Raw genomic sequence first — 26,710 nt, 5'->3', positions numbered from 1 at the left:
AAATGGGCCTTTTTCTGTATTTTTATACTTTTATTGTTGAATGCTATGCCAAAAATGGGGACTCCTAATGCTTACTTTTTAATTTTACATACATCTCGATTAAAAGGAGCTTGCTAAAGTGGTCCTTTAGCATTCTTTTTTGTTTCTCAAATCCTTATCTGGAAAGAATTTTCAATTTTTAGAAAAAAACATGAAAATCTTATGAATGCGTTTGATTCTTCTAATGAAAGATGTTAGAATGGGGTCATTAAAAAGGAAAAGGGGAAATTTTATGGAAAATAAAGTTCATTTTAAACTTCATAAAGTGAAAAAACAATGGGTTACCATTGCCGTGTCTGGTTTGGCACTTGGTGCCTCATTGATTGGAGTTGGTGTCTCTGCCGACGAACAAGCTACAAATCAAGTTACCTCAGCTAGCACACCTGAAAGCGTCAGCCAGGATCCTGAGCTTGTCGTCACAGAAACAACTGTAGCTACGACAAAAGCTGATCAAGGCGCAACCAATAAGGCAAGTGATACAACTGCTACTGTCACAACTGATAAGCAGCCAGTCCTTAAAGAAGACCAAGCAAGTAGCACTTACAATTTGTCTAGTGGCGAAACGAGAACTGCTACTTCAACTTCAGAAACAGCTAACACAGTCACTGAAGTAAACAGCCAAGCACTGGAATCTGTTGAAACTGCTGTCGTTTCTGGCGGTCAATTCAAGAGCGATGCTGAGGGCAACTGGTACTACCTTAAAGACGGGAAAAATCTGACTGGTGCCCAAAACGTTGACCATTTCGACCTTTATTTCCACGAGGATGGCAAGCAAGCCAAGGGTGAGATTATCACAGAAAATGGACAATATTTCTACTATGATAAAGCCAATGGACGTAAGGTAACCAATACCTCTATCAACATCGATGGTCAAGCCTACAAAGCTGATGCCCAAGGTCGTTTGACAGCAGTTCTACCTGAAACAAACAAACGCAACCAGTTTATTGAAGACAACAACCACAACTGGTATTACCTCGGCAAAGATGGTAAACCCGTCACTGGTGCTCAGACCATTGATACATTTAATCTCTACTTCCACGAAGATGGTCGACAAGCTAAAAATGAAATCGTCACTATTAATGGTGATAGCTACTATTTCGATAAAGACAATGGACGTCGCGTAACAGGTCTCCACTATGTTGATGGTGCCAATCACAAATACTCAGGCTATTACTACTTCGACAAAGATGGCAAGATGGTTAAAGATGATTTTGTCACTGAAAATGGTAACACCTACTATTTTGATGCTACTGGCTATCAACCTAATTTTGTCTTTGTTTCGGATAAAGCTGGGAATTGGTATTACATGAGTGACTTCAAGGCAACTAAAGGTTTCTCGGGTACAATGAGATTCAGTACAACCTTTATAGACCGTAGCCAAGCACACAATAAGACAATTACCAAAGAGCTTTATGGTGAACAGTATTATTTTGACCCCAAGACTGGTATCATGGTAACCAATCGCTATGTTTCTGACGACAAGGGGAATTGGTATTACTTTGGTAAAGACGGTAAAGCGCTTCATGGCTTTCAAACGGTAGATGGTAGCCTTCACTACTTCAATGATAGTGGTCAACAAGTCAAAGGGGACTTCCTTTACTACGATAACGATATCTACTATTTCGATAAAGATAATGGAAATCCAGTAACTAACCAATTTATCAATAGAGACAACTCTTGGTACTACTTCGGAGCTGATGGTAAAGCCGTATCTGGTTTCCAAACCATTAACGGACAGAACCTTTATTTCCACGAATATGGTGTCCAAGCCAAGGGACAACTGGTTACTGTTGGTGGTAAAACTTACTACTTCGATCCAAATACAGGTGACAAGTGGGTAAATCGCTCACTTACCTTAAACGGTACGGTCTATAACTTTGATAGCAATGGTGTGGCGACTACTAAAGCTGACCAAACCACAAATCGAAATCAATTTGTTAAAGGTACTGATCAAGAATGGTACTACTACGATGCTAATGGCAAAAAGGTCACTGGTTTCCAAACTATTAACAAGGACCTCTACTACTTCAACGATAAGGGACAACAAATTCGAGGAAAGATTTTCAACCTAGGTGATAACCACTACTTTGCCAACAAAGACACTGGTGCTGTCCTTCGTAATGCCTTCTACCATGATAAATCTACTGGTCGTTATGGTGACTTCTCTGAAACTATCTACTACGCTGGCAATGATGGTGCCTTCAAGACAGGTTGGTTTGAAGTTGATGGCAACCGTTATTATGGTAGCGACTATTCTGATAACGACACACCTAAAGGAAACCTCTACACAGGAGTTATCAACTCTCAACTCTTTAGCCCAGATGGAAAACTCTTGACAAACGGTCTCTATCCTGAGTTCAAGCGTACTGGTGAAAATTCGTATGAACTTGAAGGTGTCTATGTCACAGATAACGACGGTAATATCAAAGAAGGTCCTTATCAATATGATGGTAAGATTCTTGGATCTAAATATAGTAACGTCCGCCAATCACAATGGTCAACTTTTGACGAATGGGATATTCTTAATGGACACCTCTACCATTTCGACTCAACACCAATGACCTTCACCGCACCAAATGGCCAAAAAGTGACCACAAACGTTGCCATTGCAACAACCAACAAGGCCCTTACTTATCGCGGTGTAACCTTTAATTTTGATGCCAAGGGTATTGATGCGGCAAAAGAAAAAGCCATCCACTTTGACCAATTGCAGACGGATCGTAGCGGCACAAGTTATCTCTATGAAAATGGTCAAAAAGTCACTGGCTTGAAGACCTTTGATGACGTCACTTACTATTTCTATGACGATGGCCGCCAAGCCAAAGGCACAGAGGTCACAATCAATGGTAAGACTTACCAATTTGACCAATTGACTGGTATCATGACACGCAACGCCTTTTCAAAATCATACAACTACGAAGGTTCTCCACGCTTCCCATACTACCCAACACGCTACTATGGCAACGACGGAGCTGCTCTGACAGGTTGGCAAACCATCGACGGCAAGGACTACTACTTCCGAGATAGCGGAAACCTTGAAACAGGACGTTTTGTCATCGGAGACAGAGCCTATAATGCTGATGACAATGGTGTAGTTGCTGACCGCAAGGGTGAACCAGCTTATCGCAATCGTATCGTCTACGATAAAGGTGACAACTATTACTACAATGACAAAGGTGAAAAAGTGACCGGCTTCCAAGAAGTTGACGGCAAGGTCCTCTACTTCGACGCTGAAGGCAAACAAGTCCTAGGACGCTTTGTCACAGTCGATAACTACACCTACTATTTGGACCCTAAAACAGGTGAAAAATACACAAACCGCTCTGTCCTCATCGATGGTAAACTCTATACCTTCGACAAAGACGGACATGTCGTGTCATAAGATGAGATGAAACCGAGACGAAAGTCTTGGTTTTTTTGTGGGGATTAAGGACTATATAAACTAACATTACATATAGGAAACATAAAATAGGCTGAGAAATAACCTCAGCCTATTTTATTTATACAAGAAATATATACTCTAATTACAACTTATTAATGATGGATCAAATCATATATTCCAAATCATAACTAGCATCAGAAAGAATACGTGCCAAAAATTGTTGGGTACGTTTTTCTTTTGGTCTGTAAAAAATGTCTTTTGGACTCCCCTCTTCGATGACATGACCACCATCCATGAAAACGACATGATTAGCTACATCTCGTGCAAACCCCATCTCATGAGTCACAACTACCATTGTTGTTCCTTCATGAGCAAGTTGTTTCATGACATCCAGAACATCCCCAACTAGTTCTGGATCAAGGGCCGATGTTGGTTCATCTAACAAGATAACTTCTGGTTTTACTGCTATTGCTCTAGCTAAACCAATACGTTGTTGTTGTCCTCCTGAAAGTTGTGATGGGTAGTAATCTTTAAAATCCAGAAGACCAACTTTTTTAAGTGCTTCTTCAGCAATCTCTTGCGCTTCACTTTTGGGAACTTTCCTAGCAATCACTAAACCTTCCAAGATATTCTCAATGGCAGTCTTGTTTGCAAATAAATTGTAATGTTGAAATACAAAAGCTGTCTTCTTTCGGATATCTAAAATATCTTTCTTTGATAACTTATCCAAAGAGTAGTCCTTACCCGAAATTGTTAATTGACCTCCATCAGCTTTCTCCAAATGATTAAGGCAACGTAAGAAAGTTGTTTTTCCTGAACCTGATGGTCCCAAGATGACAACCACATCTCCCTGTTTCACTTGTAGATTGACATCAACAAGAACCTGACGATCTCCAAATGTTTTTGATATATGTTTAGCTTCTAGCATAGTGACTCCCTCTATGTAAATTGCAATTTTCTTTCTCCAAAGTTAAAGAGAACTTGAATGATACCACAAATGATTAAATATAAAATGAAGATGACAAAATAAGATTCAAAATATTGATATCCATATGCTGCTTCGACTCGTGCAATTGCGGTAATATCTTTTATCGTCATAACAAAGACAAGTGACGTTCCTTTTACAATATTGATAACTAAGTTACACAAATTTGGAAGCGCAGCCTTAAGTGCCTGTGGAAAAACGATTCTCAGATAGGCTTGTCTTGTTGTTAAACCTATGGCTTGAGCAGCTTCTAGTTGACCTTTATCAACAGTTAGTAATGCTGATCGAATGATTTCCGACAAGCTTCCTGTCGTCATCAAGCTATAGATAATAAAAGCATAGTAAAGCGGATTAACTTTGAAGACATCTATGTGACTCCCAATACCTTTAAAAAACTGATTTAACAAACTAGGGAACAAACTATAAAAGAATAAAATTAAAAGAATTGGAGGTGTTGCACGAATAAACGCAAGATACACAATTGAAAAAGTCTTAACACCTCGTACCTTATAAATTTGACCCAAAGCGAGAAATAAAGCAGGTAGAAAACTCAATAGAATAGCCACAACCATGATTCCCAGTGTTACCGGAACACCATATAAAGCCTTGATAAAGGTATCTATAATAAAAGTAATATTCATTTTTTACCTCTCTTTTACACTCAATTGTTGCTCTGCTATCCTAGAAATCAACGATAGAATTAATGCTATTCCCCAATAAACAAAGGCAACAGCTGTATAAGTCTCCAAAGAATAATTTCCTAAATGGCGACTAATCAAAAGGTTCCCTTTGCCCATAACATCAATAAAACCAATCGTATAAGCCAAAGCTGCATCACGCATAAGGTTAAGTATAGCTGTTGTAATATTTGGTAAAGCAACCTTAAATGCTTGAGGGGCAATTATTCTTACAAAGGTTTGTTCAGAAGTAAGCCCAATACTAAGCCCAGCTTCTAATTGTCCTTTAGGGATTGCTTGATAAGCTGCTTTAAATACTTCTGATATCATTGCTGAGAATAGGAGAACCATAGTCACAAGAACAAATATCAATTTTGACCAATAATTAATATCTAATCCTAACCACCAATTAAGAAATTCTGGAACTCCGTAAAATACTAAAAATAGCAAGACAATCGGTGGGGTACAGCGTAAGATAAAAACATATCCCTTAGCCAAATTCTCTAAAGCTTTATCCTTAGAAAGGCTTGCCCAAGCAACTAATCCTCCTAATAACGACCCAAGTAAAGTCGTTAATAAGATAACCAATAATGTCATCGGTAAGCCCTTTATGATTTCAGGTAATGCTCCAAAAACTTTTGAAATGTCATAATTGACCATAATTTCTCCTAACTAAACTCACTTCAGAAGCTTATCAAAACATCCTACTTTTACGACGTTACAATTACTTATTTGTCTACGTATGAGAAGACATCCTCACCAAAGTATTTTTTAGATAACTTTTCAAGTGTACCGTCTTCTTTTAGTTCCTTAATTGCCTTAGTATATTCTTTTGAAAACTCTTCATTCTTACTATCACGATGCAAGAGTGGATAGGTTGGAATTCCTTTATAAGGGAACCAAGTCAATTTATCTGCATATTGATGATACGCTCCATCTTTATCAGTTACAGCCTTTTCAAAAGATAATTTAATATCAAAGTAAGCATCATAACGATTTTCCAGAACCCAAGCATAGGCATCTGAAACTTGGAAAGATTCCGCAGATGTCAACTCGATTGGTTGATCTTTATGTTCATCGTTGTAGTCTTTAATAACATTCCACTGAGCATTTTGTGGTGAGATTGGCACCAATCGACCATTTTGTTTTGCAAAGTCAGAGATATTTTTATATTTATCTTTATCATCCTTACGAATGGTAAATCCAATAATACTTGCTCCAATTGGATCTTTAGGAATAATAAATTTTTTAGCACGTTCATCTGTATACCACGCGCCCTTAGTACCAATGTCATATTTACCTGACTCTAAACCAATCAAAAGGTCATCATCACTTGTTCCAGTATATTCAAATTTGTACTGTGGAAGCTTTTTATCAATTTCCTTTAATACAGCTACCTCATAGCCATCAGAATTACCATCCTTATCAACAAAATCATAAGGAACATAGTTTTGAGTATGGGCAACTTTTAATGTTGTTACCTTTCCAGAGTCTGATTTTGCTTTTTTATCTCCTGTTAAGCTACGTCCAATAACTGTAGCCCCAATAAGTGCTACAACAACTGCTCCACCAATAATCCATGTCTTTTTACTCATATTAATCTCTCCTTTTTCTTACAAAATTGCTGCTTCACGTACCCATTCAATACGCTCATGGTTAATATCACTTGGAATCGTGCAATCAGCACCAATGATTAACCCTTGGGTTCCAGTATCAGCAATAATCTCCCTAACCTTTTCTTGAATAGCTGTTTTAGTTCCAGTATATAGAAGACCATCTTTTCCATTTTCAAACCCACCAAGAACTGTACGACCTCCAAAAATGTTACGGCCTTTTGCCAAACTAATTCCCTCAGGACCAACCGCCCAATTAACTACCTGAGCAGGATAATCTTTAAAGAGTTCGATGTTATTACGGGCCCCTTCGTAACCGCAAATATGTAGAATATTGTAACCCTTGGCCTCATTAGCTACTTCTAAAACCTTTAATTCACTTGGAGCAATGATTTCCTTATAAATCTCAGCGCTAACACGATTATCTTGAATACTTTGAACACTTAGGTAAATACCATCAGCACCAGCTTCTTTAATCACTCTCTGACTAAGACTTGCAATGTCTTCTCCAATAACATCTAAAACATGCTTCAAAGCTTCACGGTTCTCCTCAATGTAATCTGCGATAGTATCATCTCCACCTGAAACCTTTCCAACTAACCATTTAAAATAAGTAACCGGAGCGAAGATATTGTAAATTGCAACAATATCTTCAGGAAAATCAGCAATCAAACTTTTTACAAGTTCAACTTGAGCAGAAATCCAAGGATGATTTGCACCTAAAGGTTCAATTGTTTGCAAATCACTGATTGACTTAAAGTCTTTAAAAGCAGGCTGTGGATATGCAAAGAAACCATCACTCATCAATTTAACAAAATCAGGTTTGACTTCTTCAATAAATTTTTTATGACCAGCCTTATTTTTATCAATAATTTCTGGATTTTCAAAACCATGTAACCACTCGTCTTCAGTAGTAAAATGATGCCAAAATCCTACCGGGACACGATCAACACTTTCTCCACGAAATGCTTTCAAAACTAACTCTCTTTTTTCTGACATAAGAATCTCCTTTTCTCTTATCCTAATATCAACAGCCAATGAACATACCTAAAATACTTTCAACTCCAATTATCACTAGCTGCTTCAAAACTGAATGACATTATCTTATCAGAGATTATCACATCCGAAAAATAAAGAAATTTTATCCTGGGTTATAAATTTAATTTATGAGTATAACATTCAAATCTCGTTTAAACCTTGTGTTATATACTCTAGAGCAATATATCTCCATTTAGTATCATCACAATTAGTAATAAGTAAACCTAAATCAAAGATAAAGAATTACTATCACAAACACCATTTAATCTCTAGTCTTCCTGAAAAATCACTTCTCTGACTAACTTTGCTATAATAGTCTCAAACAAATAAAAGGAGATTTTCTATGACATCCTTATACGATTTTACAGTTTCAGATCAAGCTGACCAACCTGTGTCTCTCCAGGACTATAAGGGAAAGGTAGTTCTAATTGTTAATACAGCAACAGGTTGTGGTTTAACGCCACAGTATCAGGGCTTACAGGAACTCTATGACAAATACAAAGACCAAGGATTCGAGATTCTTGATTTTCCTTGTAATCAATTTATGGGGCAGGCACCTGGTAGTGCTGAAGAAATCAATACCTTCTGCACCCTCAATTACCATACAACCTTCCCTCGATTTGCCAAAATCAAGGTCAATGGTAAGGAAGCAGAACCACTTTTTGATTGGCTAAAACAAGAAAAATCTGGACCGCTTGGGGCTAGAATCGAATGGAATTTTGCTAAGTTTTTGATTAACCGTGAAGGTCAAGTGGTCGAACGCTTTTCTTCCAAAACGTACCCACTAAAAATGGAAGATGCTATCAAGGCTCTTCTTAATAACTAAAAACAAAAAACGAGAGTGAAACTAGAACGACAATCTTTGACTGTCGCTAGTTCTGCTCTCGTTTTCTGCGTTAAGAAAAATAGTATAGAAAGAAATTTTGCTTTATTTTAGAACAAAGCTGTCAATGCTGTAATTAAACCAAAGATAATACCTGGTGCATTGGCCGCAGCAAGGGGAAGGTCACGTTCTTTTTTAAAGAGACCATAGTAAACCCAAAGGCTACAGTTGACTGCAGCTACCAATGGTTGGATAAAGTTTCCTTTATGACCAGACAAATTGTCCATGATTTGTGGCACGTATGATACATACATCATAACTGACATGAAGGTTGCCACCCAACCAAGGGTTTTCATTTGTTTATCTGACATTCGAGACTCCTCTTTCATAAGATTCTTTCTGCCTTGTACATCTAGAAATATTACAAGACATGTTTTAATGCACTAAAATTAAAACAGTGTCTATCTTACGCTTTAACAATAGAGAATGCAAGAATTTCGGGACAATGTTAAGAAGATGTAAACTATCACAAGATTGTGATAGTGCATTTAGTCTCTTATGTAGCGTTTTCATAAGAGAAAAAGACCTCGTGAAGAGGTCTAAAGTCAATCAATCTTCTATTTTTTCTCATTAAAAAGCACTGATATTAAGGATTACTGTCATAAATCATTCAGCTAAGAGTACTTCTTTGATGGTTTGCTTTTGGAGTTTTCTGTTGGATAGATAAAACAGGCTTTCATAAACCACAGCAAAGCCAAGCAAGGTCCGGAAGCAAACAATCCAATCAAAGTGATGCTCAATCTTTTCAGGAACTGTATCTTTGATTACACCAATCAAGATTTCCATGATACCGTATTGATAAACCGTCCCTAAAACAAATCCTAGATAAGCCCAAAAACGATAGGGAGCGAGAATATGACTTTGGCATTCACGATTTGTGTAGCCAAAAGCCTTCATCAAGGCCAAGGTTTCGCGACTTTCTGAGATGACAATCCCTAATGACAAAAAGAGAATCGAGAAAGAAAGAATTAAGCCAATCATAATCATCATGGTTTGGATGATGTCATCTGTGTAGTCCCTTAGCCCAAAAGACAATTGAACCATGGACGCGAAACACATGGAGCCAAAGACCACAAAAAACAAGATCGATTTTCTCCTCCAAATCAGCGACGAAGACAGCTCTTTTAGGAAGGATTTCTCTTTCTTAGAAGCCCTTTTTCTCCTTTTGACCTTAATCGGTGTTGGAGATTTTTTCAATAAGCGAAGGGCCGGCGTTTGTAGTTGTCTTCTAGCATAGCCAATCGCAAGGACCATAAAGAAAGTCGTTGGCAGCATCACCAAAGCAACTAAGAGCTGCCAGTGAAAATGAATGGTAATGTCTGGCAAAATTTCCTTCTCATTGCGAAAGTCATAAAAATGACCCATCATAAGAAAAGAAGCGAAATAGCCAAGAAGTGCTCCAACTCCAAAACTGAGTCCAAAAGCCCAAAATCGTTTCGCCAACTGGCCATTGCTATAGCCCAAAGCCTTTAAAATCCCTAATTGTTCCCTGTGGTCATCAACAAATTGTTTGATATGAAAACACATGAGAAGAACCGACGTCAAGGACAAGACAACCCCACTGACCATGGCCACCATCCAGGAAAGCGAAACCTGGGCATCATAGTAAGTCGTAATCATGGGATTGGTTTTAGAAATCTCCACCTGCTCGATATCCAGGTAAAAATTCAAGAAGAGATTGGCCACAAAGACCGCACAAGCCCCAATGATACTGACGACAACTAATTTTCGAATATCTTTTACTGAAAACATGGCTTACCATCCAATCTCATAGGCAGTCTGAGGTTGATCATTGGTCACAACTTCAGTAATCTTGCCACTATTGACACGAATGATGGTTCTGGCCATATCCGCAATATTTTGGTTGTGCGTCACCATGATGAGGGTAAAGCCCAACTTTTCCTTCAACTTCCAGATATAGTCGAGAATCTTGCGCCCTGTTTCTTCATCCAGGGCCCCCGTCGGCTCATCTAAGAAAAGAATCTCTGGCTTTTTGGCCAAGGCACGAGCAATGGAGACTCTCTGCTGTTCCCCACCAGACAATTCACTTGGATACTTGTCCAGCTTATCGCCAAGACCCAAATCCTCGATAATCTGCAAAAAATCATGATTGCTTGCCAGGTCAGCTCCCATCTTTACATTCTGTCTAACCGTGAGATTCGGCAATAAATAATACTGCTGAAAAATAAAGGCTATCTTCTCACGTCTAAAGGCTGTCAATTGAGCATCCGTGAGTTGAGACAAATCCTGTCCTTGAATGAGAATATGCCCCTCATCTACCTTTTCTAATCCGGATAATACGTTTAAGAGGGTTGACTTTCCTGATCCAGAAGGACCTAGGACAACCACATCATCCTGGTCTTGAATCTGCAAATCAATCCCTTTTAAGACCTTGGTTTGGCCGTAACTTTTGTGAACATTTTCTAGTTGAATCATTTCTTTCCTACCATTTCTTTGATGAGAGATTGACAAACTTCTGTCAATAAACCAATCACTTCTTCCATGCTGAACTGATAAATACCAGAAGCAACCATAGAGGCCATCCCGTGTGAGTAGATAAATAGATGCTGGTACAGGCGACTAGCCTCCTCTAATGTCAACGGATAGTCTGCGACAATCGAATCCAGAACCAATTGGTAACTATGATCCTTCATGGGAAGAAATTCTTGAAAGCGACGAATCGGATCTTTGCTAGGATTTTGGAAAAGCAATTGAAAAAGTTGGGGCTCTTTTGAGGCGAAAAGGATATAAGCAACCCCGACAGACCGAAAAGGCTTCTCGTCTTCTAAAGCCTTGCGTATATACTGCACCACTACCATTTCCGCAGCAACAATAACTTCTGCTTGTAACTCAGACATATTAGCAAATTGCCCAAAAATGACTCTTGGTGTAGCTCCCAGTTTCTCAGCTAATGCCCTAGCCGTCAAACTAGCCATGCCCTCTTCTCTCACCAATTGTAAAGCCGTCCCAATCATAGTCTCTTTACTAAATTTAACCTTTGGTGGCATAAGATCCCTTTCTCGCAACAGTTGTTGCGCAACATATGTTGCATAAAGAATACCATAACAAAGAAAGAATTGTCAAGAAAAATCCGTAAAGCATAAAACAAAAAAACCAGCCCACTGATACAAGTGAAGTCTGGTCTACTAATAAATATTCTAAGGCAAATCATTTCCTGCAGCTAGGTAGATTTGGTACCATTCCTTGCGAGTCAGGGTAACTTCTGCTGCTTTCCCTGCTTCAAGGACATGTTGGGGCTTGGTCGTTCCAATGACTGCCTGCATCTTACCTGGATAGCGAAGGACCCAAGCAAGGGCGATAGCTGTCGGAGTGACTTGGTATTTTTTCGCCAAGTCATTGAGGACGTGATTGAGGTCCGCAAACTCTTCATTGCCGACAAAATTTCCCTTGAAATAGCCATGCTGGAGGACAGACCAGGCCTGAATCACCGTATCAGTTAAGCGACAATACTCAAAAACACTGCCATCTCGCACGGCTGCTTTTGGCCCTTCCATGTTGACATGAAAACCAGCTTCAAAGCTCGGTGTAAAGGCGGCACTCAACTGCAACTGGTTGACCTTGAGAGGTTGTTTGACAGCCGTCTTAAGCAATTCCATCATCATGGGATTTTGATTGGACACCCCAAAATGACGAACCTTGCCCACTTGCTCCAAGTGATTGAATGCCTCTCCAACCTCTTCTGGTTCCATGAGGGCATCCGGTCGGTGAAGAAGAAGACTATCCAAGCGTTCAATCTGCAGGCGCTCGAGGATGCCATCGACAGAGTCCAAAATATATTCCTTCGAAAAATCAAAATAGGTAAAGCCATCTTTGCGAATCCCACACTTAGACTGGATCCACATCTGGTCTCGAAGATCAGGACGACGTTTGAGGACCTTGCCCAGCAGGACCTCACACTTACCATTTCCATAAATATCCGCCAAATCAAAGGTGTTGATTCCAATCGACAAGGCTGCCTCCACCAAGGCCTCGACCTCATATTCACTCAATTCGCTAATACGCATCATCCCAAGGACAATCGTTGACAAACGCTCATTTTCAGCAAAATCAATATACTTCATCTCTGCCTCCTTTTCTGTATCTCTATTGTAGTGAAAAGGGTTTCAAAAATCAATTGTGAAATAAAAGACCCTCAGTTTCAACTGAGGGCTTAGATGATTTACGATAGCTAGGTCACCTTTGATAGTCTCTCAGAATACCTAAGATTCAAGACTGATAGCATAACCATTGATTGTCTGGAAATAAACATACGTCACAATCTTCTATAAGAAGAGCTTTCCAGTACTTCCAAAAACTTTTACAGATTTCTAACATGGATGATACCTTTATTCTTTATAATAACGTTTGGTAATCTTGTATTGTGAAATAAGTATATAAATATAGATGATGGATACAACACTCAAAGCTAAGAGAATATCCGTCTGGAAGGCAATCCCAATGATTAAAATTCCTATTAGCATGATTGGCAAGATATAATTGCTTAACTTGACGACCACTTCGAAATTTTCCTCGTAGCTAATCTGTTTTTCTGCTTCATCCATCATACCCATCATGAATTCACGCACTTCCTTGGCATTGGCATTTCGGGGAATTGGTTTTCCATAAATCAGATGGAAGGTCTTGCGAAAGAAGATATCTGATAAGAAAAATAGGACAATCACAACAAGGAAGAGATAGAGTATGGTATAGTCTCCAAAGATAAAAGCCAAGTTCCCTGTGTCAGGTCTATCCATATACATCAATTGACAATAAAAGATGCTGACTAAAATGTATGGCAAGATCATGATGCCTTTAAAAATGGTCGCTAACCCATACAGTTTTTTCTTCTGGATGTCATAGTGATAGGCTTCCTCTTCGTCTTCTATCTGGAGCATTTTTTGATGGACTTTTCTCGCGCACATCAGTAAGGCTATCGTAACCAAAAACACGATAAGAAACAAAAGTATTGAGCCCAAAAGGAGTACTTCTTTACTAAAGAAGGATTGGATTTCCAGGGGCTTTTCGGATCCAAACATTCCTGTCAAAAATCCGATAACTCCTCCGATCAAACCAGAAACTGTAATGATCCCGACATTTCTCCAAAAACGGTAACGTGGGGATCGTTCTTGTTGTTGCTTTTTCATAATCATTCCTCTTCCTCTACTAGACTAAAAACATTTTCCACAGGCTCTTTGAAAACCTGGGCGATGGTGATGGCAATAATAACCGAAGGAGTATATTCCCCCCGTTCCAAGAGACTGATGGACTGACGCGAGACCCCTGCTAGCTTGGCTAGCTCAGATTGGTTGAGCCCATCACGCGCCCTCAACTCTTTCAGACGATTTTTTAAGATCATGGCATCCGCCTCCTTATAGTTGAACACCCTGAATATCTTCAATACGAACTAATTTGGTTTCCCTATGTTGTTTATTAATTTCACGACTCAATTTGACCCAATCTTCATCGATATCCATAATTTCATACTCGGTTCCAAATCCATTTATCGTAACCGTAACTGTTTGCCCTTTCAATTCTTCTAAAAGTCTAGACATTTCTTTATTTCCTTTCAATTGTTTTTCCAACCCTTTGATACGTTTGTTCAATCTTTTTATCTTCTTCTCTGAGCCCGTATAAATCAGAAACAGAAGTGGAATAAAAGATAGCCAAATATATTTCATCGTAATTTCTCTCCTTCCTTCGTCTAAAACTATTGTAACGCTTCTTTTTATTTTTGACAAGCATCTTTGTCAAAAATAAAAAGAACATTGTCAAATTTATTGAAAATAAGATATAAGTAGCTCACCTTTTCAAACCTTTTAATGTATCTCTCCTTCGATAAACGACTTGGAAAAATTGATGTGAAAGATACCGCTAAGAAAGTACCCAAAACCAAATAATTTTAGATACTCAGAGGTTTGGAGAACTGTCTTAACCTGAGCCTAAAAATAAAAAATCGAGGGCTCAAACTTTACTCATGAAACTTCGGAGAAGATCGCTGACATTTGCTATCACCTAAGGAAAGTTCCAAAATTCAAGCTATACATTTTCTTGACATTACTAGTTTTAAAATAGAAAAAACTAGCAAGATTCCTCTATCCTGCTAGTCATTGTCTTATCATTATGATTTTGTTCAGTCAGTACATAACCGACTGACTAAGTTAAGGTGATTATTTGTCGCCAAAAACTTTGAAACGACCTTCAGTTTGGATGTCCTTATCTCCTGCTGGTGCGACGATTTGACCAAATGGTGCTTGGGCACGGAGTTTCCAGTTCGCTGGGATATCATATTTTTCAGCCAATTGGGCATCAACAAGTGGGTTATAGTGTTGCACGTTCATGCCGATATTCTTCTCAGCCAAAGCCAACCATGTTGCATAAAGAGCGATTCCATGACCTTGTTCTGACCAAATTGGGAAGTTATCTGCATAAAGTGGGAATTGCTCTTGAAGGCCTTTCACCACATCTTGATCTTCATAGAAGAGGATTGTTCCCTTAGCTTGGGCAAAACCTTTCAAACGTTCTTTTGTTCCCTCGAAGGCTTCTGCAGGTGTCACTTTTTCAAGCTCTGAATAAGCAATCTCATTCCAGAAGACATCTGATTCTTCATCCAACAAGATCACCACACGTGATGTTTGTGAGTTAAAAGCAGTTGGTGTGTTAAGAACCGCTTCTTGGATAGTATCAATCAATTCTTGATTTGAAAGTTCCACATCTTTTCCCAATCCATAGATAGAACGGCGTTTTGTTTGTAAATCTGTAAAGTTTGTCATGCTTATTTCCTCTTTCTTTGTGATATATGTTAATTGTTAAAATTGTTAAGTTTATTTGTAATAACTTTGATTACAAAAACTATTATATAGATTTTAAATGTAACGTCAATGGTTACGACTTAAAAATCACTAATTGTTAATATTTTTTTCTTACCCGTATCAAAATACCGTCATTATCCTCGAATGTTAAGGCATTAGAAGATAACCATTTGACCTCAGCTCCACGATTATTAGCACGCTCTGCAATAGCAATCAAATCTTCCTTAACTTCAACTTCAACGACGTAATAGGCAAGACCAAGCATATCTTCTTCACGTTTGGCCAAGTCTTTTCCTCCCCATTCATTGACCGCCAAATGATGATGGTAATCGCCTGAAGCAATCCAACTAGCACTTGGAATAGTGAATTTATCTGCTAGCTCCAAAACCTCCTGATAGAAAGCTGAAGCTAGCTGATTATCCTTGACCGATAAATGAATATGCCCCATGCGAGTATCCTTAGCTATCAAAAATGGTTCAACCTTGCGTCCCATCTCGTAAATTTCTTGAGCTGAGAGTTCTTCAGTTATACCAACGATGCGACCATCCTCACGAATATCCCATTCAGCGACAGGCTTGTCTCGATAGAGCTCAATGCCATTACCCTCAAGATCTTCCAAATAAAGAGCTTCACTATAACCATGGTCAGCTGCACCAACAAAAGGATAGTCTAGCTCGGCGATATGTTTGAAAACATCAGCTAGATCCTCACGAGAAGGCAATAAAATCGCCATATGGTAAAGACCGTAACTGGATTTGACCGCTTCCTTTCGATTAGTTTGAATCAAGTGGACCAAAGGCTTGTTTCCAGATCCCAAGATAACCTCTTTTTCCGTTTGGGAGAGGATTTCAAGACCTATAATCTGTGTATAAAAGGCCGTCTGACGAGCCAGGTCCTTCACATTAAGTACTGCCTCTGCTAAATAAATCTTGCTATTATAATCGTATGTCATATGATTTTCTCCTGTGTTGTAATCTTTTATATGACAATATTATACTTAGTTTAATTGTAATGTCAACTATTACAACTAAGAAATAAAAAAGAAACCGAATAACTTTCGATTTCCTCTATTTGCTGACTAAAAATCAAGCTCCGGCTTCTTTCCAGTTTGCCTTGGCATCTTTTAAAATACCAGCCAGTGTTTTCTTTTCAAGCTCTTTTTCCATTGCCATTTGAACGTCTTCTAGGCTTTGGTCCAAGATCCCATGAATATTTCGTCCTACTGGACAGGCTGGGTTAGGATTGTCATGGAAACTAAAGAGTTGACCACTTGGGCCTATGCTATCCACAGCACGATAAACCTGAAGAAGGTTGATTTCTTCTGGGTCCTTGAGCAAGCTAGCTCCACCTGTTCCCCTTTGAACTGAAATTAAGTCTGCTTTCTTTAGTTGAGACAAGGTTTTGCGGATAATAACAGGGTTAACTCCCACACTACCAGCCATAAAGTCACTGGTTAACTTAGTTTCATTTCCCTTATTTTGTGCTATAAGAGTCAAAATATGAACGGCAATGGTAAAGCGACTTGGAATTTGCATATTTGGGACCTCTCATTCTTCTTTGCTATTTCACTTGATTATAACAAAAAGAAAGTTGTAAAACAAGGAGTTACAACAACTTGAGGAGTCAATCTTATCACTAAAAAAGATAGAGCCACGACAGACTCTATCTGATTATGTTTGATGATAAACAACTAGAACTGATAAGCTATATTATTCTCACTTACTGAGGCTCTAGTTGGGTCTTTTGTTTCTTACGGACACCTTGCCCCTCAATATGCTGTTTGACCAAATCCACAACTTCATCATTGGTTGGTAAATCCGAGTGCTGAGCATCTTCACCTGTAACCGTAATTTCAGTATAGCTCTTTGCTTGGTTCTGATAGATATATTTTCCGGCGGACACACTGGCATCAGGCACCAACTCGTCCGAATCATAGGTGATAGTCCCTGCTACTGAATAGACATGTAAGGTGGACGGAATATTCTTCTTACCAGCTATAAAATCCGCAAGCATGACCGATTTATTTTTGATATTGGTTTCAGTGAAATTATAGGGCGTCCCGATAGTCATGAGTGAGTTAATCCTAACATCATAGTCACTCAGATAATTTTCAATAAAGGCTGTATAAATCAGTCCACCATTGGAATGGGCCAGACCTTTAAAATTATTGAAATTGTATTTATTCTGCAAGGCTTGGAAGGCCTGATTCATCATCTTAGCCTGCTTCTTAATATTACTATAGCCATCTTTGTTATTTTCAAATCCGATAACAATGACTGGTTCGTTGTCCTTAGCCTTGATTTTGCCCTCAAAGGTGATGCGACCATTGTTCCAAACCTTGACCTTGAGGAGGCTATGCTTAACCCCATGACGGTCTTGATTGACCTTACGTACCAAGCCATCAAAACGATTTTCTGTAGCGGAACTCCCTGGAATCATGATAATAGGAGACAATTTTGAATTGTAGAAAGTCTCGATTTCCTTGACATTTTTCCTGGTCCAACTATAAGACGGAACCGCCAAACCAATGAGAAAGACCGCAACAAGGATAAAGACCAACTTCGTTTTTTTACTGAACTTCATTGCTTTCTCCTTCCTCTTTCAAACCGTGTTGCACCTTATTAGACAGATGAACAAAGGGAATAAAGATAGCAACATCAACCGCAAAACAGAGCAGACTAACAGCAAGTGCCCGCAGGCTACCACCCGTTCCGATAAAGGCGTAAAGAAGACTCGGTGTGCCATCTGGTACAGGGTAAACCGCAGCAGGCATAAGACGAATAGCCAGAGCCACCGCAGCTATTCCCATATTGATCATAGGTGCTAAAAGAAAAGGAATCAGGTAGACCAGATTTAGTAAGACTGGTATCCCTACCATCAAGGGAGCCCCATTATTAAAGAGGCTAGGGAAGACACTTAGAAGACTCACCTTCTTATCCTTAAAGCTGGTTGATTTTAAGAGTAGAGCCACCAAGAGAGCCAGACCTGATCCAACACCAGCAACCAAGCCGTAACTATGATAGAGGTTTGTTAGTGTATAAAGGTGGGGAAGCCCAGTCGTCGTATGGTGGGAGACGGCATAGGTCAGATTTTCCAAGGCAAAACTATCCTCAGTAATAGCATTGTGAGCAAAAGCCTGACTATTTCCAATCCAAGCAGAAAAAGTACTCAAAAGTCCCATCATAAAGGTTGAGAATAGATGATTATGAGTTACGGTGACTCTAGATACAAACTGGCTTATGGTCTGAAAAACATTACGTTGGTCTCCAACAAACAAAAGAATATTGAGACCAACCGCCAGAATTAGAGATAAAAAGATGGGGCGAACGGTTTTTGGCTGATAGATATAATCCTTGTCCACAATCTGATCATCACTAGCTCTTGAAAAGCGAAAAATCTGGCCAACCAGATAACCCACGAAGATAGCCAGCATAATATTAATCGAAGCTGGTAAATTGATACGTGTCAAATCGCCATCATTTATTGGAGACATTAACAACTCTTGCGATCCTATTGTCAAGCTGACCAAAAGTGACGTCACACCAGCCGTTCCAGTACTTCTACCGTAGTGACCGGCCGTGTATTTTCCTGCAAAGTAGGTTGACAAGGGACCCGCTAAACCACCAAGAAAACTGGAAAGATTGTTGAGCACCTGACCAGTTATCTTAAAAGCTGGCAGCCAATCAGAAACTGAAAACAACTGGTTAATATAACCAAGCTCTGAAAAGACAGATAGTGAAATCACCCGAATAATTCCTGAAAAGAGGAAAAAGGGAAAGAGCGAAACCAAGGTTTTCTGCGTAATTTGGACAAAGCCTCGCTCACGAAACCAGAGAAACCTCTGGACCAAATAGTTTATCATAAAAGACTCCTAGTAAAAGGCAAAAATAAACTTTACATTCAACGTTTTCTTTCATTATAGCACAAAGAGAGAGGGCTTACCTTAATCGTGGGTTAAAGCACACACTCTCAGAATTTAGTCACCATCATTTTCATGATTTCTTGAAAAATTTAAGAAATATTTGAGAATTTCTTGATGTTTATTTTATGACTATATATTACAATAAAGATGAAAAGAAAGCGGTATCAAATAAGCGAAAGGAGGCTTATCATGAAAAAGGTACTTGAGGTCAGACATCTGACCAAACGTTACGGCCAACATCTAGCTCTAGACAATGTAAACCTGACCTTAGAAAAGGGTGAGGTCTATGGCCTTATCGGAAGAAATGGGGCAGGTAAGACGACACTGATTAAGGTCATTACCAAACTCATCCGTCCAAGTCAAGGTAGTGTTTCCCTCTTTCACTCTACTTCCAAATCAGAGTGGACCCACGCACTGAAACGTGTTGGTTCTGTGATTGAAACACCTGTTGCCCTTAATCATCTCAATGCACGTCAAAATCTACGTTACTACTGCAAGATTCATCACGTTCCAAATCCTGACAAGGTCATTGAAGAAATCCTTGATACGGTTGGACTTGGTCACACTGGCAAGAAGAAATTTCGCAGTTTCTCATTGGGTATGAAGCAACGTCTAGGTATCGCTATTGCACTGATTGCAAAACCAGACCTACTTATTTTAGATGAACCGATTAACGGTCTCGATCCGGTAGCTATCAAAGAATTCCGCCAAATGATTAAAAAATTGAGTGAAGAGCAAGGTATGACAGTTCTCATCTCCAGCCACATCTTGTCTGAACTCTATCAGGTTTCAACCCGCTTTGGCATTATTGACCACGGTCACATCATCCGTGAAATCACTAAGGACGAATTCGAACATCTCAGCGAAGACTATATCGTTCTTAAGACAAATCAATTAGCCCTGGCTAGTCGCATTCTCCAAGACCAACTCCATCAACACTTCAAAGTTGTTAACAGCGACAATGAAATTCATATTTTCGACAAATCCCATGTGATAAAGGCAATTGTCAAAGAGCTGGTTAAACAGGAAGTTGACATCGATGAAATTTACTACAAACGTCAAGACTTAGAAAACTACTTCACACAACTGGTTGATTCAGAAAGGAGGTAGAGCCATGTTACACACTATTCACGCCGATTTCTATCGACTCTTCCGATCTAAAGGATTTTGGATTTCTGAAATTATCCTAGCCCTAAACATTATTTCTGGTGTCCTATTGGGAGGTACAGGGCATGTAGGCGTAGAAACTGGGGCAAAACAAGCCGTTCGAAGCTCCTCTTCATGGACTGGTGTCGGATCACTGATTAATTATTCTAGTAGTATCTCTATGACAGTCCTCTTCACTTTGATTGTTGTCTCTATTATTTTGGGCGTTGACCTTGCGCAAAAGTTATATAAGAATAATCTCACCTCTGGTATTTCACGGAGCGGGTTCTTCTTCGCCAAGACAACCGTCATTGTAGCGATTACTTTAGGACAACTCCTCTTGTCTTACGGTCTTGCCTTCGTCCTTGGTACACTTTGCCATGGTCTCGGAACTGTACCTGATCACTTTGTTAGAAACTTTGCCTTGACTTTTCTTCTCCAATTCTTGTGTAATTTGGCTTGGGTAAGTCTGACCACAGTTGCCCTCTACCTCACACATTCCATCGTGACAACCTTTGTGACTTACACCCTTGGTTTGGTAGCTTTAACCGTACCAGCAGCAATCTTCCCTAAAGTAGAAATTTTGAAATACTTGTCACTCAACTTTAATTACGCCCTGACCGCAGATAAAACTATCATTCAAAATACTGCGATCGTGGCAGTAGGATTTATCTTAGCATTCACAGCTTTGGGCTTAATTACCTTTGAAAAACAAGATTTGTGAAAACAAAAATAACATCGTGCGAAAGCGATGTTATTTTTATTTTTTGTTACTATTCGTTAATTGTTACAAATGCTTTATTTGAGTTTCCAAATCCAGCATCAACTTTTAATTTTAAATTAGTATCAGAGATTGTATCTGGATTCAAATCAAAAACAACATTACCAGTTACTTCATTTTCTGGATTAACACTGGTAAAGAAAAGATTTGCATCATCATTTGCATAGATTCCTGCTGTTGAATCAGTTTCATACTCTGTTTTATCTTTAACTAGCTTAAAGTCAGAATCAGATACAGTAATAGCCTTAGTACCGTTATTTTTTACTGTCACGTTTAGAATAAGATATGAACCTTTTGCATTCATACCAAATTCACCACCTACATTTTGTACGACTTCTTTAGAGTGAATCGTGTATTCTACATCTGCAATCTTGAAAGTTTCTGTCATCTTATAAGTAGGAATGTCCTTACTTTTCTTATTTTTCTTATTTTTAAATCCAAAAATAACATTGCTATATTGATAATCATTATCAGTTTTAGCAGAAGCACTTGTTTGGTTCATTAGAGAAATAACAACTGCACCAATTAAGAATCCAGATAGAACGATAAATTCTAAAAATTTTACTTTTTTCATTAATAATTACCTCCGTACATTAATTATATCAGATAAATTAAAGATTTTATAGTAAAAATTAAATTATCTTTATATTGTAATTCTCTAATTTTTATTTTTCCCTCAAAGTTACAAAAAAAGATTATAAAAACATCAACTTTATGCCTTTATAATCTCACAGTTAAATAAAACCATTCATTCTCATAGTCCAGATGCAACTCACCCTCTAAGACTTGGACTAAGTGTTCGGTGATAAAAAGCCCAAGTCCAGAGGAATCCTCGGTGTCTGACAGGTTTTCAGAATAAAAGCGGGTCGTTAGTTGGTCCAGATGCTGTATCGGCTGTTGTACCATATTACTTACTGACAAATAAATGTCATCTTCCACTTTCTCTAATGTCAGTCGAGCTTGAGTCTTACCATGTTTTAGAACGTTACTGATAATATTCTGAAATAGGCGGTCAAAAATATCAGGGTCCATTTCACATTGGATATCAGGGGCTACTTGAATATCTAGTACAATCCCTGTTTCCTGAAACATGTCATAGTAAGGCAGGATAGACTTAACAACAAGTTGAGAAAAGTCCAGGTCTTGAAATTGCGGTTGGATAGCACCCTCTGTTAATCGTCGATATTCCAACAAGGCTTCCAAACGCTTTGAAACTGTCAGTAGATTTTTAGAAATCTTCTCCATAGCCATGTCACCTTCACTACTACTTCGAAGACTTTGCTGAGCATAGCCGCTCGCTACTGTCAGTGGTGTTCGTATATCATGGGCAATATTACTGATAGCCATGTCCATGGTCTTCTTTTCTTGGAGAGCGACAAGCTTAGTCTTTTCAATTTGGGTAAAGAGAGACTCAATCCGATTCGTTAGGATAACCAATGATTTTGGCTGGTTTTTCAGAGTAATTCGTCGATGGCTTTCTTCAACTAGCTTTTCTTCAATCTGCTTTGAGAGAGATTTTACAGCCAAATAGTAACGAATTAGACAGGTAGTCGCTCCCAGAAGAAGTCCTATCAATACAATAAGCAGTCCTTCCATCAGTCTTCTCCTTTAAGTCGCACACCTAAGCCCCAAATCGTTTCGATATACTCCGTACCCGCATCCACTTGGGCTAGTTTCTTACGTAGGTTACTCAACTGTGCATTCAATGTATTATCACCTGATAGATAAGGGGCTTCCCAAACCGTCTCATAGAGGTCTTCTTTAGTAAAAATTTTCTTTGGATTTTGTAGGAGTGTATGGAAGATTTGAAACTCTTTCTTACCCAAACGAATGGCTTTTCCTTGGCAGGAGACTTCAAAACTGTCTGGATTTATCGTAATATTTTTGACTTGATAAATGTTTTCAGTCACACTACTCCCATGATTGTGTTCACGTAGTTGAACGGAGACACGCGCATAAACTTCTTCAAGATCAAAGGGCTTAACGATATAATCATTTGCACCATCAAGTAAGTACTGGCTAATCAAGTGCTTATCACCCAAGGCAGTCAACATAATGACAGGTACAGCGCTTCTTTGCCTGATAAACTTAAGCACCTCTTTACCACCCTTACCTGGTAACATGATATCTAGGAGAACCAAATCAATCTCTTGAGTTTGAAACAAAAGCTCCCCTTCGGTACCAGAGTAGGCTTGGATAATTTCATGTTCTTCAGAAAACAAGTTAAAAAGAATATTCTGGATATCCTCATTGTCTTCAATCTGTAAAATACGTGCCATGTCTTAGTCCTCCAATGATACTACCAATTGTATACGCTCACTTTTTCTTTCATCTTAACAAAAAGCCAAATTAATGACAAGGTGCATTACGACTTATTGATAGCATAAAAGACAAAACAAAAACCATAAGTCTCAACTTCCGAGACCCATGGTCGATTATTTATTATGCAAAAGTTGCCACATCAGAGGCGTCCAAACGAACAGACTCAAAGCCTTCTTCATTGGCTTTCCCGAGAGCAATAATTAAGATAGGTACATGACGGTCTTCATCAAGTCCAAATGCTTTGGCAAGGCCGTCTTTTTTATAGCCACCGATGGCGTTGGTATCATAGCCATATGAACGAGCAACCAACATCAACTGCATAGCAGCAAGGCTGGCATCGATGTGGATAATTTCATTCATCATTTCGCGAGGAGCATTTTCATACATTGGTACAATACTTGACAGTTGTTTTTCTTTGACCTCTTCAGGCATTTTTCCTTGAGCAACAGCTTTACCGTAGATATCTTCAGCTCTTTCTTGGCTCTTCAAATCGGCAAAAATAAGGACCATGGCTGATGATGTTTCATTTTGCACCCCATTGTAGCTGACAAAAGGTGTCAATTTTTCCTTGCCTTCTGCGCTATCAACGACGACAAAACGCCAAGGTTGCATGTTCACTGATGATGGTGCTGTAACAGTTTTATCTAAGATTTCCAACAATTCTTCTCGTGGAATCTTAACAGATGGATCAAAGTTACGAATGGAACGACGGTTATATACAATATCTGAAAAATCATTACTTACTACAGGCATCTTATGTCTCCTTTTTTTGATTAAATGAAAATAATATAATCAAAATTATAACACAAGACAATTGTTATCAAAAATATTTGCTACAGACGACTAAAGATTAGTTTCCTTGAGTCCTAGTCGTTTCACTTCAGATGAATAGTAAACCATGATGGTAATAAGACTGAGTGTGATTACCCAGATTGACTTAAGGTGCACAAAATGCATCAGAACGGCTGAGACGATAGCGCCAACGACAAAGCTCCCTACGATAAAGCTATAATTGACAGCCTGACGACGATATTCTCTCTGATCACCACTTCCCTGAATGGCATAATAGAGGGCCGTTAACATCCTTCGATAATTTCCTGAGGTCATAAATATCACGAAGGGATGATTCTCAATCTGACTGCCAGTAAAAGTCTTCATCATGATACCTGCAGAAAAAGCGATAATCGGGAGCTCAATCAAGGCATTTGAAGGTAGAAAAGGCAGGATAGCTGTCATCACACAAAGTGGAAGAAGACCATAAACTCGCCAATAGGCATTCTTACGCTGGTCTTTAAACCACATGCCAAAAAGAAAGCCTAAAGAAAAGAATAAGATTGAAAAGCAACGCAACAAGTTATAGTACATACTACTGTTCTGCCAGTCAGCGACCAAGAGAAGGATATTCCCAGTCTGTGTAGCAACCAAACTATGATAGTACATATGACAAAAGACATCCAAAGCCCCTCCCGAGAAACTCAACAAATTAGCCATCAGACGCGTATTTTGAGGAAGAAGGTTCCGCGATTCCATAGCATAACTTCCCTTCTAATAATAATTGATATGATAGCCTTATTATAGCAAATTCGGGCACACACAGTATAAAAAAGCAACCCTCACGAGTTGCTTGCAATTCTATTAAAAATTAACTGTGTCAGAATTATCCTGAGTTTTGATACTAATAGATATCACGTCTATGACCGACTTCGAGGGCAAGTATGATTAGTTCATTGTCCTGAATATTGACAATAACACGATAGGCACCAATACAATAGCGCCATTGGCCAGTCCGATTGACAACCAAGGCCTTTCCCTTAGCTCTTGGATTCTCTGTCACGCGATTGAGATAAGACTTAATTTGTTTTCTGACGAAAGGATCCAACTTTTTAAAATTTTTGGCAAATTTAGGGGTGGGTACTATCTTATAGGTCATCCCAATTTAGCACCTCCCCACCGTTTTCAAGATAGTCTTCATATTCTGCCAAAGCCAAATCGGCTACTCTAGCGTCGTATTCATCCTCAATAGCGTCTAAAGTCCTGGTACGAATTAATTCTGACAAGGATACGCCTTCGAATTTCGCAATTGCCTGCATGAACTTCTTATCTGCTTCTGAAACCTTCAATGTAATTGTTGTCATATCCTTAACCTCGTTCTCTTTTGTAACACCATTGTATTACCACTCCTCTTTTTTGTCAATTTTGATAATAGGTTCATACTTTTATTCGTAAAACAATAGAAAAAGCAACCCTCACGAGTTGCTTCTATCCTATTAAAAATTAACTGTATCAGGATCATCCTGAGTTTTAATGCCTTGAATCTTATCCAATACTGCCATATCTTCCTCTGATAAATCAAAGTCAAAGATATCCAAGTTGGCTTCGATATTTTTTGCTGTCACTGACTTAGGTAGTGGCAAGAAACCTTTTTGAAGGCTCCAACGTAGGGCGACCTGTGCAACAGATTTTCCGTTACGTTCAGCCACTGCTTCAACCTCTTCATTTCCAAAAATGCTACCAGTACCTAGTGGGCTGTAAGCTTCAAGAAGAATATCACGCTCTTGGCAATAAGCAACCAAGTCTTCTTGGGCACAACCTGGAGCCAAGAGAATTTGGTTAACATGTGGCACAATTTCAGCCGTTTCAAGGAGAGCTTCAAGGTGATGTTGCATAAAGTTAGATACCCCAATAGCACGAACCTTACCATCTTTGTAAGCTTCTTCCATTGCCTTCCAAGCGCCTGCATTGCCAGCCTTCCAAGCATCATTTTCACGAAGAGCCTTTGGATTTGGCCAGTGGATGAGCAAAAGATCCAAATAATCCACACCTAATCTTTCAAGTGACTCGTCGATAGAGGCTTTAGCCAATTCGTAATCGTGCTTGTCATTCCAAAGTTTTGTTGTTAGGAAAATATCCTCACGCGCCACATCACTATCAGCAATCGCCTTACCTACAGAAACCTCGTTACCGTAGATTTGCGCCGTATCAATATGTGTGTAACCAGCCTTAAGTGCGAAACTAACGCTGTTATAAGCTTCTTCCCCTTCTGGAATCTGCCAAGTCCCAAAACCAATTTTAGGAATCGTAACGCCATTTGAAAGTGTATATGTTTCCATCCT

At 39.0% G+C, this 26,710-nt stretch carries 30 protein-coding genes; 4 read left to right on the top strand and 26 right to left on the bottom strand.

The annotated features are described in order from the left end of the window. The first annotated feature begins 271 nt into the window (after positions 1–271). Positions 272–3,421, top strand: a complete 3,150-nt coding sequence (locus HMPREF2877_RS04345) for a KxYKxGKxW signal peptide domain-containing protein (RefSeq protein WP_045772311.1) — start codon at positions 272–274, stop codon at positions 3,419–3,421. 163 nt (positions 3,422–3,584) lie between these two features. Here the strand turns inward: HMPREF2877_RS04345 and HMPREF2877_RS04340 are convergent, their stop codons facing one another. The 5 genes from HMPREF2877_RS04340 to HMPREF2877_RS04320 form a co-directional block, all read right to left on the bottom strand. Continuing rightward, positions 3,585–4,349 (bottom strand): amino acid ABC transporter ATP-binding protein, encoded by a 765-nt coding sequence (locus HMPREF2877_RS04340; protein WP_021143941.1) that lies wholly within the window; start codon positions 4,347–4,349, stop codon positions 3,585–3,587. 11 nt (positions 4,350–4,360) lie between these two features. Beyond that, positions 4,361–5,047 carry an amino acid ABC transporter permease gene (locus HMPREF2877_RS04335; protein ID WP_004182287.1) on the bottom strand — a complete coding sequence of 229 codons (687 nt, stop codon included), beginning with the start codon at positions 5,045–5,047 and terminating at the stop codon, positions 4,361–4,363. 3 nt (positions 5,048–5,050) lie between these two features. Further along, the gene (locus tag HMPREF2877_RS04330) at positions 5,051–5,743 is read right to left on the bottom strand and encodes an amino acid ABC transporter permease (RefSeq protein ID WP_045772310.1); all 693 of its coding nucleotides are present in this window, start codon (positions 5,741–5,743) and stop codon (positions 5,051–5,053) included. A gap of 68 nt (positions 5,744–5,811) precedes the next feature. Further along, positions 5,812–6,678 (bottom strand): transporter substrate-binding domain-containing protein, encoded by an 867-nt coding sequence (locus HMPREF2877_RS04325; protein ID WP_004182285.1) that lies wholly within the window; start codon positions 6,676–6,678, stop codon positions 5,812–5,814. Between the two features lie 18 nt (positions 6,679–6,696). Beyond that, the gene (locus HMPREF2877_RS04320; RefSeq protein ID WP_045772309.1) at positions 6,697–7,695 is read right to left on the bottom strand and encodes a uroporphyrinogen decarboxylase family protein; all 999 of its coding nucleotides are present in this window, start codon (positions 7,693–7,695) and stop codon (positions 6,697–6,699) included. Between the two features lie 382 nt (positions 7,696–8,077). Here HMPREF2877_RS04320 and HMPREF2877_RS04315 point away from each other — a divergent pair, with 382 nt between their 5' ends. Further along, positions 8,078–8,560, top strand: a complete 483-nt coding sequence (locus HMPREF2877_RS04315) for a glutathione peroxidase (protein ID WP_045768568.1) — start codon at positions 8,078–8,080, stop codon at positions 8,558–8,560. A 107-nt stretch (positions 8,561–8,667) separates the two neighbouring features. Here the strand turns inward: HMPREF2877_RS04315 and HMPREF2877_RS04310 are convergent, their stop codons facing one another. From HMPREF2877_RS04310 to HMPREF2877_RS04250, 13 genes are all read right to left on the bottom strand, one after another. Beyond that, positions 8,668–8,928: a SemiSWEET family transporter gene (locus HMPREF2877_RS04310; protein WP_002885327.1), complete on the bottom strand. Its 261-nt coding sequence runs from the start codon at positions 8,926–8,928 to the stop codon at positions 8,668–8,670. A 295-nt stretch (positions 8,929–9,223) separates the two neighbouring features. Further along, entirely contained in the window at positions 9,224–10,369 is a 1,146-nt protein-coding gene (locus HMPREF2877_RS04305; protein ID WP_070578789.1) for an FtsX-like permease family protein, read from the bottom strand. Positions 10,370–10,372: 3 nt separating this feature from the next. Further along, on the bottom strand, positions 10,373–11,053 hold the full coding sequence (locus tag HMPREF2877_RS04300; protein WP_070578786.1) for an ABC transporter ATP-binding protein: 681 nt from the start codon (positions 11,051–11,053) through the stop codon (positions 10,373–10,375). Then, positions 11,050–11,625: a TetR/AcrR family transcriptional regulator gene (locus HMPREF2877_RS04295; protein WP_070578783.1), complete on the bottom strand. Its 576-nt coding sequence runs from the start codon at positions 11,623–11,625 to the stop codon at positions 11,050–11,052. Before HMPREF2877_RS04295 ends, HMPREF2877_RS04300 begins: the two co-directional genes overlap by 4 nt. Positions 11,626–11,775: 150 nt before the next feature. Next, a complete protein-coding gene (locus tag HMPREF2877_RS04290; protein WP_070578780.1) occupies positions 11,776–12,699 on the bottom strand; it encodes an aldo/keto reductase in 924 nt (307 codons plus the stop codon). A 264-nt stretch (positions 12,700–12,963) separates the two neighbouring features. Then, entirely contained in the window at positions 12,964–13,767 is an 804-nt protein-coding gene (locus HMPREF2877_RS04285) for a DUF3169 family protein (protein ID WP_176745185.1), read from the bottom strand. Further along, complete coding sequence (locus tag HMPREF2877_RS04280) at positions 13,764–13,973, bottom strand: helix-turn-helix transcriptional regulator (RefSeq protein ID WP_021143931.1); 210 nt, start codon at positions 13,971–13,973, stop codon at positions 13,764–13,766. Before HMPREF2877_RS04280 ends, HMPREF2877_RS04285 begins: the two co-directional genes overlap by 4 nt. 13 nt (positions 13,974–13,986) lie before the next feature. Next, on the bottom strand, positions 13,987–14,295 hold the full coding sequence (locus HMPREF2877_RS04275; RefSeq protein WP_045768563.1) for a hypothetical protein: 309 nt from the start codon (positions 14,293–14,295) through the stop codon (positions 13,987–13,989). A 489-nt stretch (positions 14,296–14,784) separates the two neighbouring features. Beyond that, positions 14,785–15,387, bottom strand: coding sequence for a nitroreductase family protein (locus HMPREF2877_RS04270; protein ID WP_070578776.1), 603 nt, complete (start codon positions 15,385–15,387; stop codon positions 14,785–14,787). Positions 15,388–15,523: 136 nt separating this feature from the next. Next, complete coding sequence (locus HMPREF2877_RS04265; RefSeq protein WP_070578773.1) at positions 15,524–16,378, bottom strand: VOC family protein; 855 nt, start codon at positions 16,376–16,378, stop codon at positions 15,524–15,526. 133 nt (positions 16,379–16,511) lie between these two features. After that, positions 16,512–16,961: an Rrf2 family transcriptional regulator gene (locus HMPREF2877_RS04260; RefSeq protein ID WP_014632939.1), complete on the bottom strand. Its 450-nt coding sequence runs from the start codon at positions 16,959–16,961 to the stop codon at positions 16,512–16,514. Positions 16,962–17,145: 184 nt separating this feature from the next. Beyond that, complete coding sequence (locus HMPREF2877_RS04255; protein ID WP_045768559.1) at positions 17,146–18,009, bottom strand: alpha/beta hydrolase; 864 nt, start codon at positions 18,007–18,009, stop codon at positions 17,146–17,148. Beyond that, positions 17,996–19,288: a PTS transporter subunit EIIC gene (locus HMPREF2877_RS04250; protein WP_045768558.1), complete on the bottom strand. Its 1,293-nt coding sequence runs from the start codon at positions 19,286–19,288 to the stop codon at positions 17,996–17,998. The genes HMPREF2877_RS04255 and HMPREF2877_RS04250 overlap by 14 nt, the downstream gene beginning before the upstream one ends. A gap of 249 nt (positions 19,289–19,537) precedes the next feature. Here HMPREF2877_RS04250 and HMPREF2877_RS04245 point away from each other — a divergent pair, with 249 nt between their 5' ends. Then, complete coding sequence (locus HMPREF2877_RS04245; protein WP_004182270.1) at positions 19,538–20,458, top strand: ABC transporter ATP-binding protein; 921 nt, start codon at positions 19,538–19,540, stop codon at positions 20,456–20,458. A 4-nt stretch (positions 20,459–20,462) separates the two neighbouring features. Beyond that, on the top strand, positions 20,463–21,218 hold the full coding sequence (locus HMPREF2877_RS04240; RefSeq protein ID WP_004182268.1) for an ABC transporter permease: 756 nt from the start codon (positions 20,463–20,465) through the stop codon (positions 21,216–21,218). A gap of 49 nt (positions 21,219–21,267) precedes the next feature. On the opposite strand, the gene HMPREF2877_RS04235 is transcribed toward HMPREF2877_RS04240, so the two are convergent. The 8 genes from HMPREF2877_RS04235 to HMPREF2877_RS04200 all read right to left on the bottom strand — a co-directional run bounded on the left by HMPREF2877_RS04235 (position 21,268) and on the right by HMPREF2877_RS04200 (position 26,707). Continuing rightward, on the bottom strand, positions 21,268–21,849 hold the full coding sequence (locus HMPREF2877_RS04235) for a DUF4352 domain-containing protein (RefSeq protein ID WP_004182267.1): 582 nt from the start codon (positions 21,847–21,849) through the stop codon (positions 21,268–21,270). A 146-nt stretch (positions 21,850–21,995) separates the two neighbouring features. Beyond that, entirely contained in the window at positions 21,996–22,871 is an 876-nt protein-coding gene (locus tag HMPREF2877_RS04230; protein ID WP_070578770.1) for a sensor histidine kinase, read from the bottom strand. Further along, positions 22,871–23,554: a response regulator transcription factor gene (locus tag HMPREF2877_RS04225; protein WP_070578766.1), complete on the bottom strand. Its 684-nt coding sequence runs from the start codon at positions 23,552–23,554 to the stop codon at positions 22,871–22,873. Before HMPREF2877_RS04225 ends, HMPREF2877_RS04230 begins: the two co-directional genes overlap by 1 nt. 163 nt (positions 23,555–23,717) lie before the next feature. Then, complete coding sequence (locus tag HMPREF2877_RS04220; protein WP_070578764.1) at positions 23,718–24,350, bottom strand: nitroreductase family protein; 633 nt, start codon at positions 24,348–24,350, stop codon at positions 23,718–23,720. Between the two features lie 90 nt (positions 24,351–24,440). Beyond that, positions 24,441–25,127 carry a YoaK family protein gene (locus HMPREF2877_RS04215; RefSeq protein ID WP_004182263.1) on the bottom strand — a complete coding sequence of 229 codons (687 nt, stop codon included), beginning with the start codon at positions 25,125–25,127 and terminating at the stop codon, positions 24,441–24,443. 145 nt (positions 25,128–25,272) lie between these two features. After that, positions 25,273–25,527 carry a type II toxin-antitoxin system RelE family toxin gene (locus tag HMPREF2877_RS04210; RefSeq protein WP_045768557.1) on the bottom strand — a complete coding sequence of 85 codons (255 nt, stop codon included), beginning with the start codon at positions 25,525–25,527 and terminating at the stop codon, positions 25,273–25,275. Continuing rightward, the gene (gene relB / locus HMPREF2877_RS04205; protein WP_045768556.1) at positions 25,517–25,732 is read right to left on the bottom strand and encodes a type II toxin-antitoxin system RelB family antitoxin; all 216 of its coding nucleotides are present in this window, start codon (positions 25,730–25,732) and stop codon (positions 25,517–25,519) included. The genes HMPREF2877_RS04210 and relB overlap by 11 nt, the downstream gene beginning before the upstream one ends. Before the next feature lie 132 nt (positions 25,733–25,864). Further along, positions 25,865–26,707 carry an aldo/keto reductase gene (locus tag HMPREF2877_RS04200; protein ID WP_070578761.1) on the bottom strand — a complete coding sequence of 281 codons (843 nt, stop codon included), beginning with the start codon at positions 26,705–26,707 and terminating at the stop codon, positions 25,865–25,867. Between the last annotated feature and the right edge of the window lie 3 nt (positions 26,708–26,710).

The sequence above is a fragment of the Streptococcus sp. HMSC072D03 genome, assembly GCF_001812855.1.
Lineage (GTDB): Bacteria > Bacillota > Bacilli > Lactobacillales > Streptococcaceae > Streptococcus > Streptococcus salivarius_D.
The sequence above is the reverse complement of the archived record's forward strand: the minus strand, read 5'-3'. Positions and strand labels throughout refer to the sequence as shown.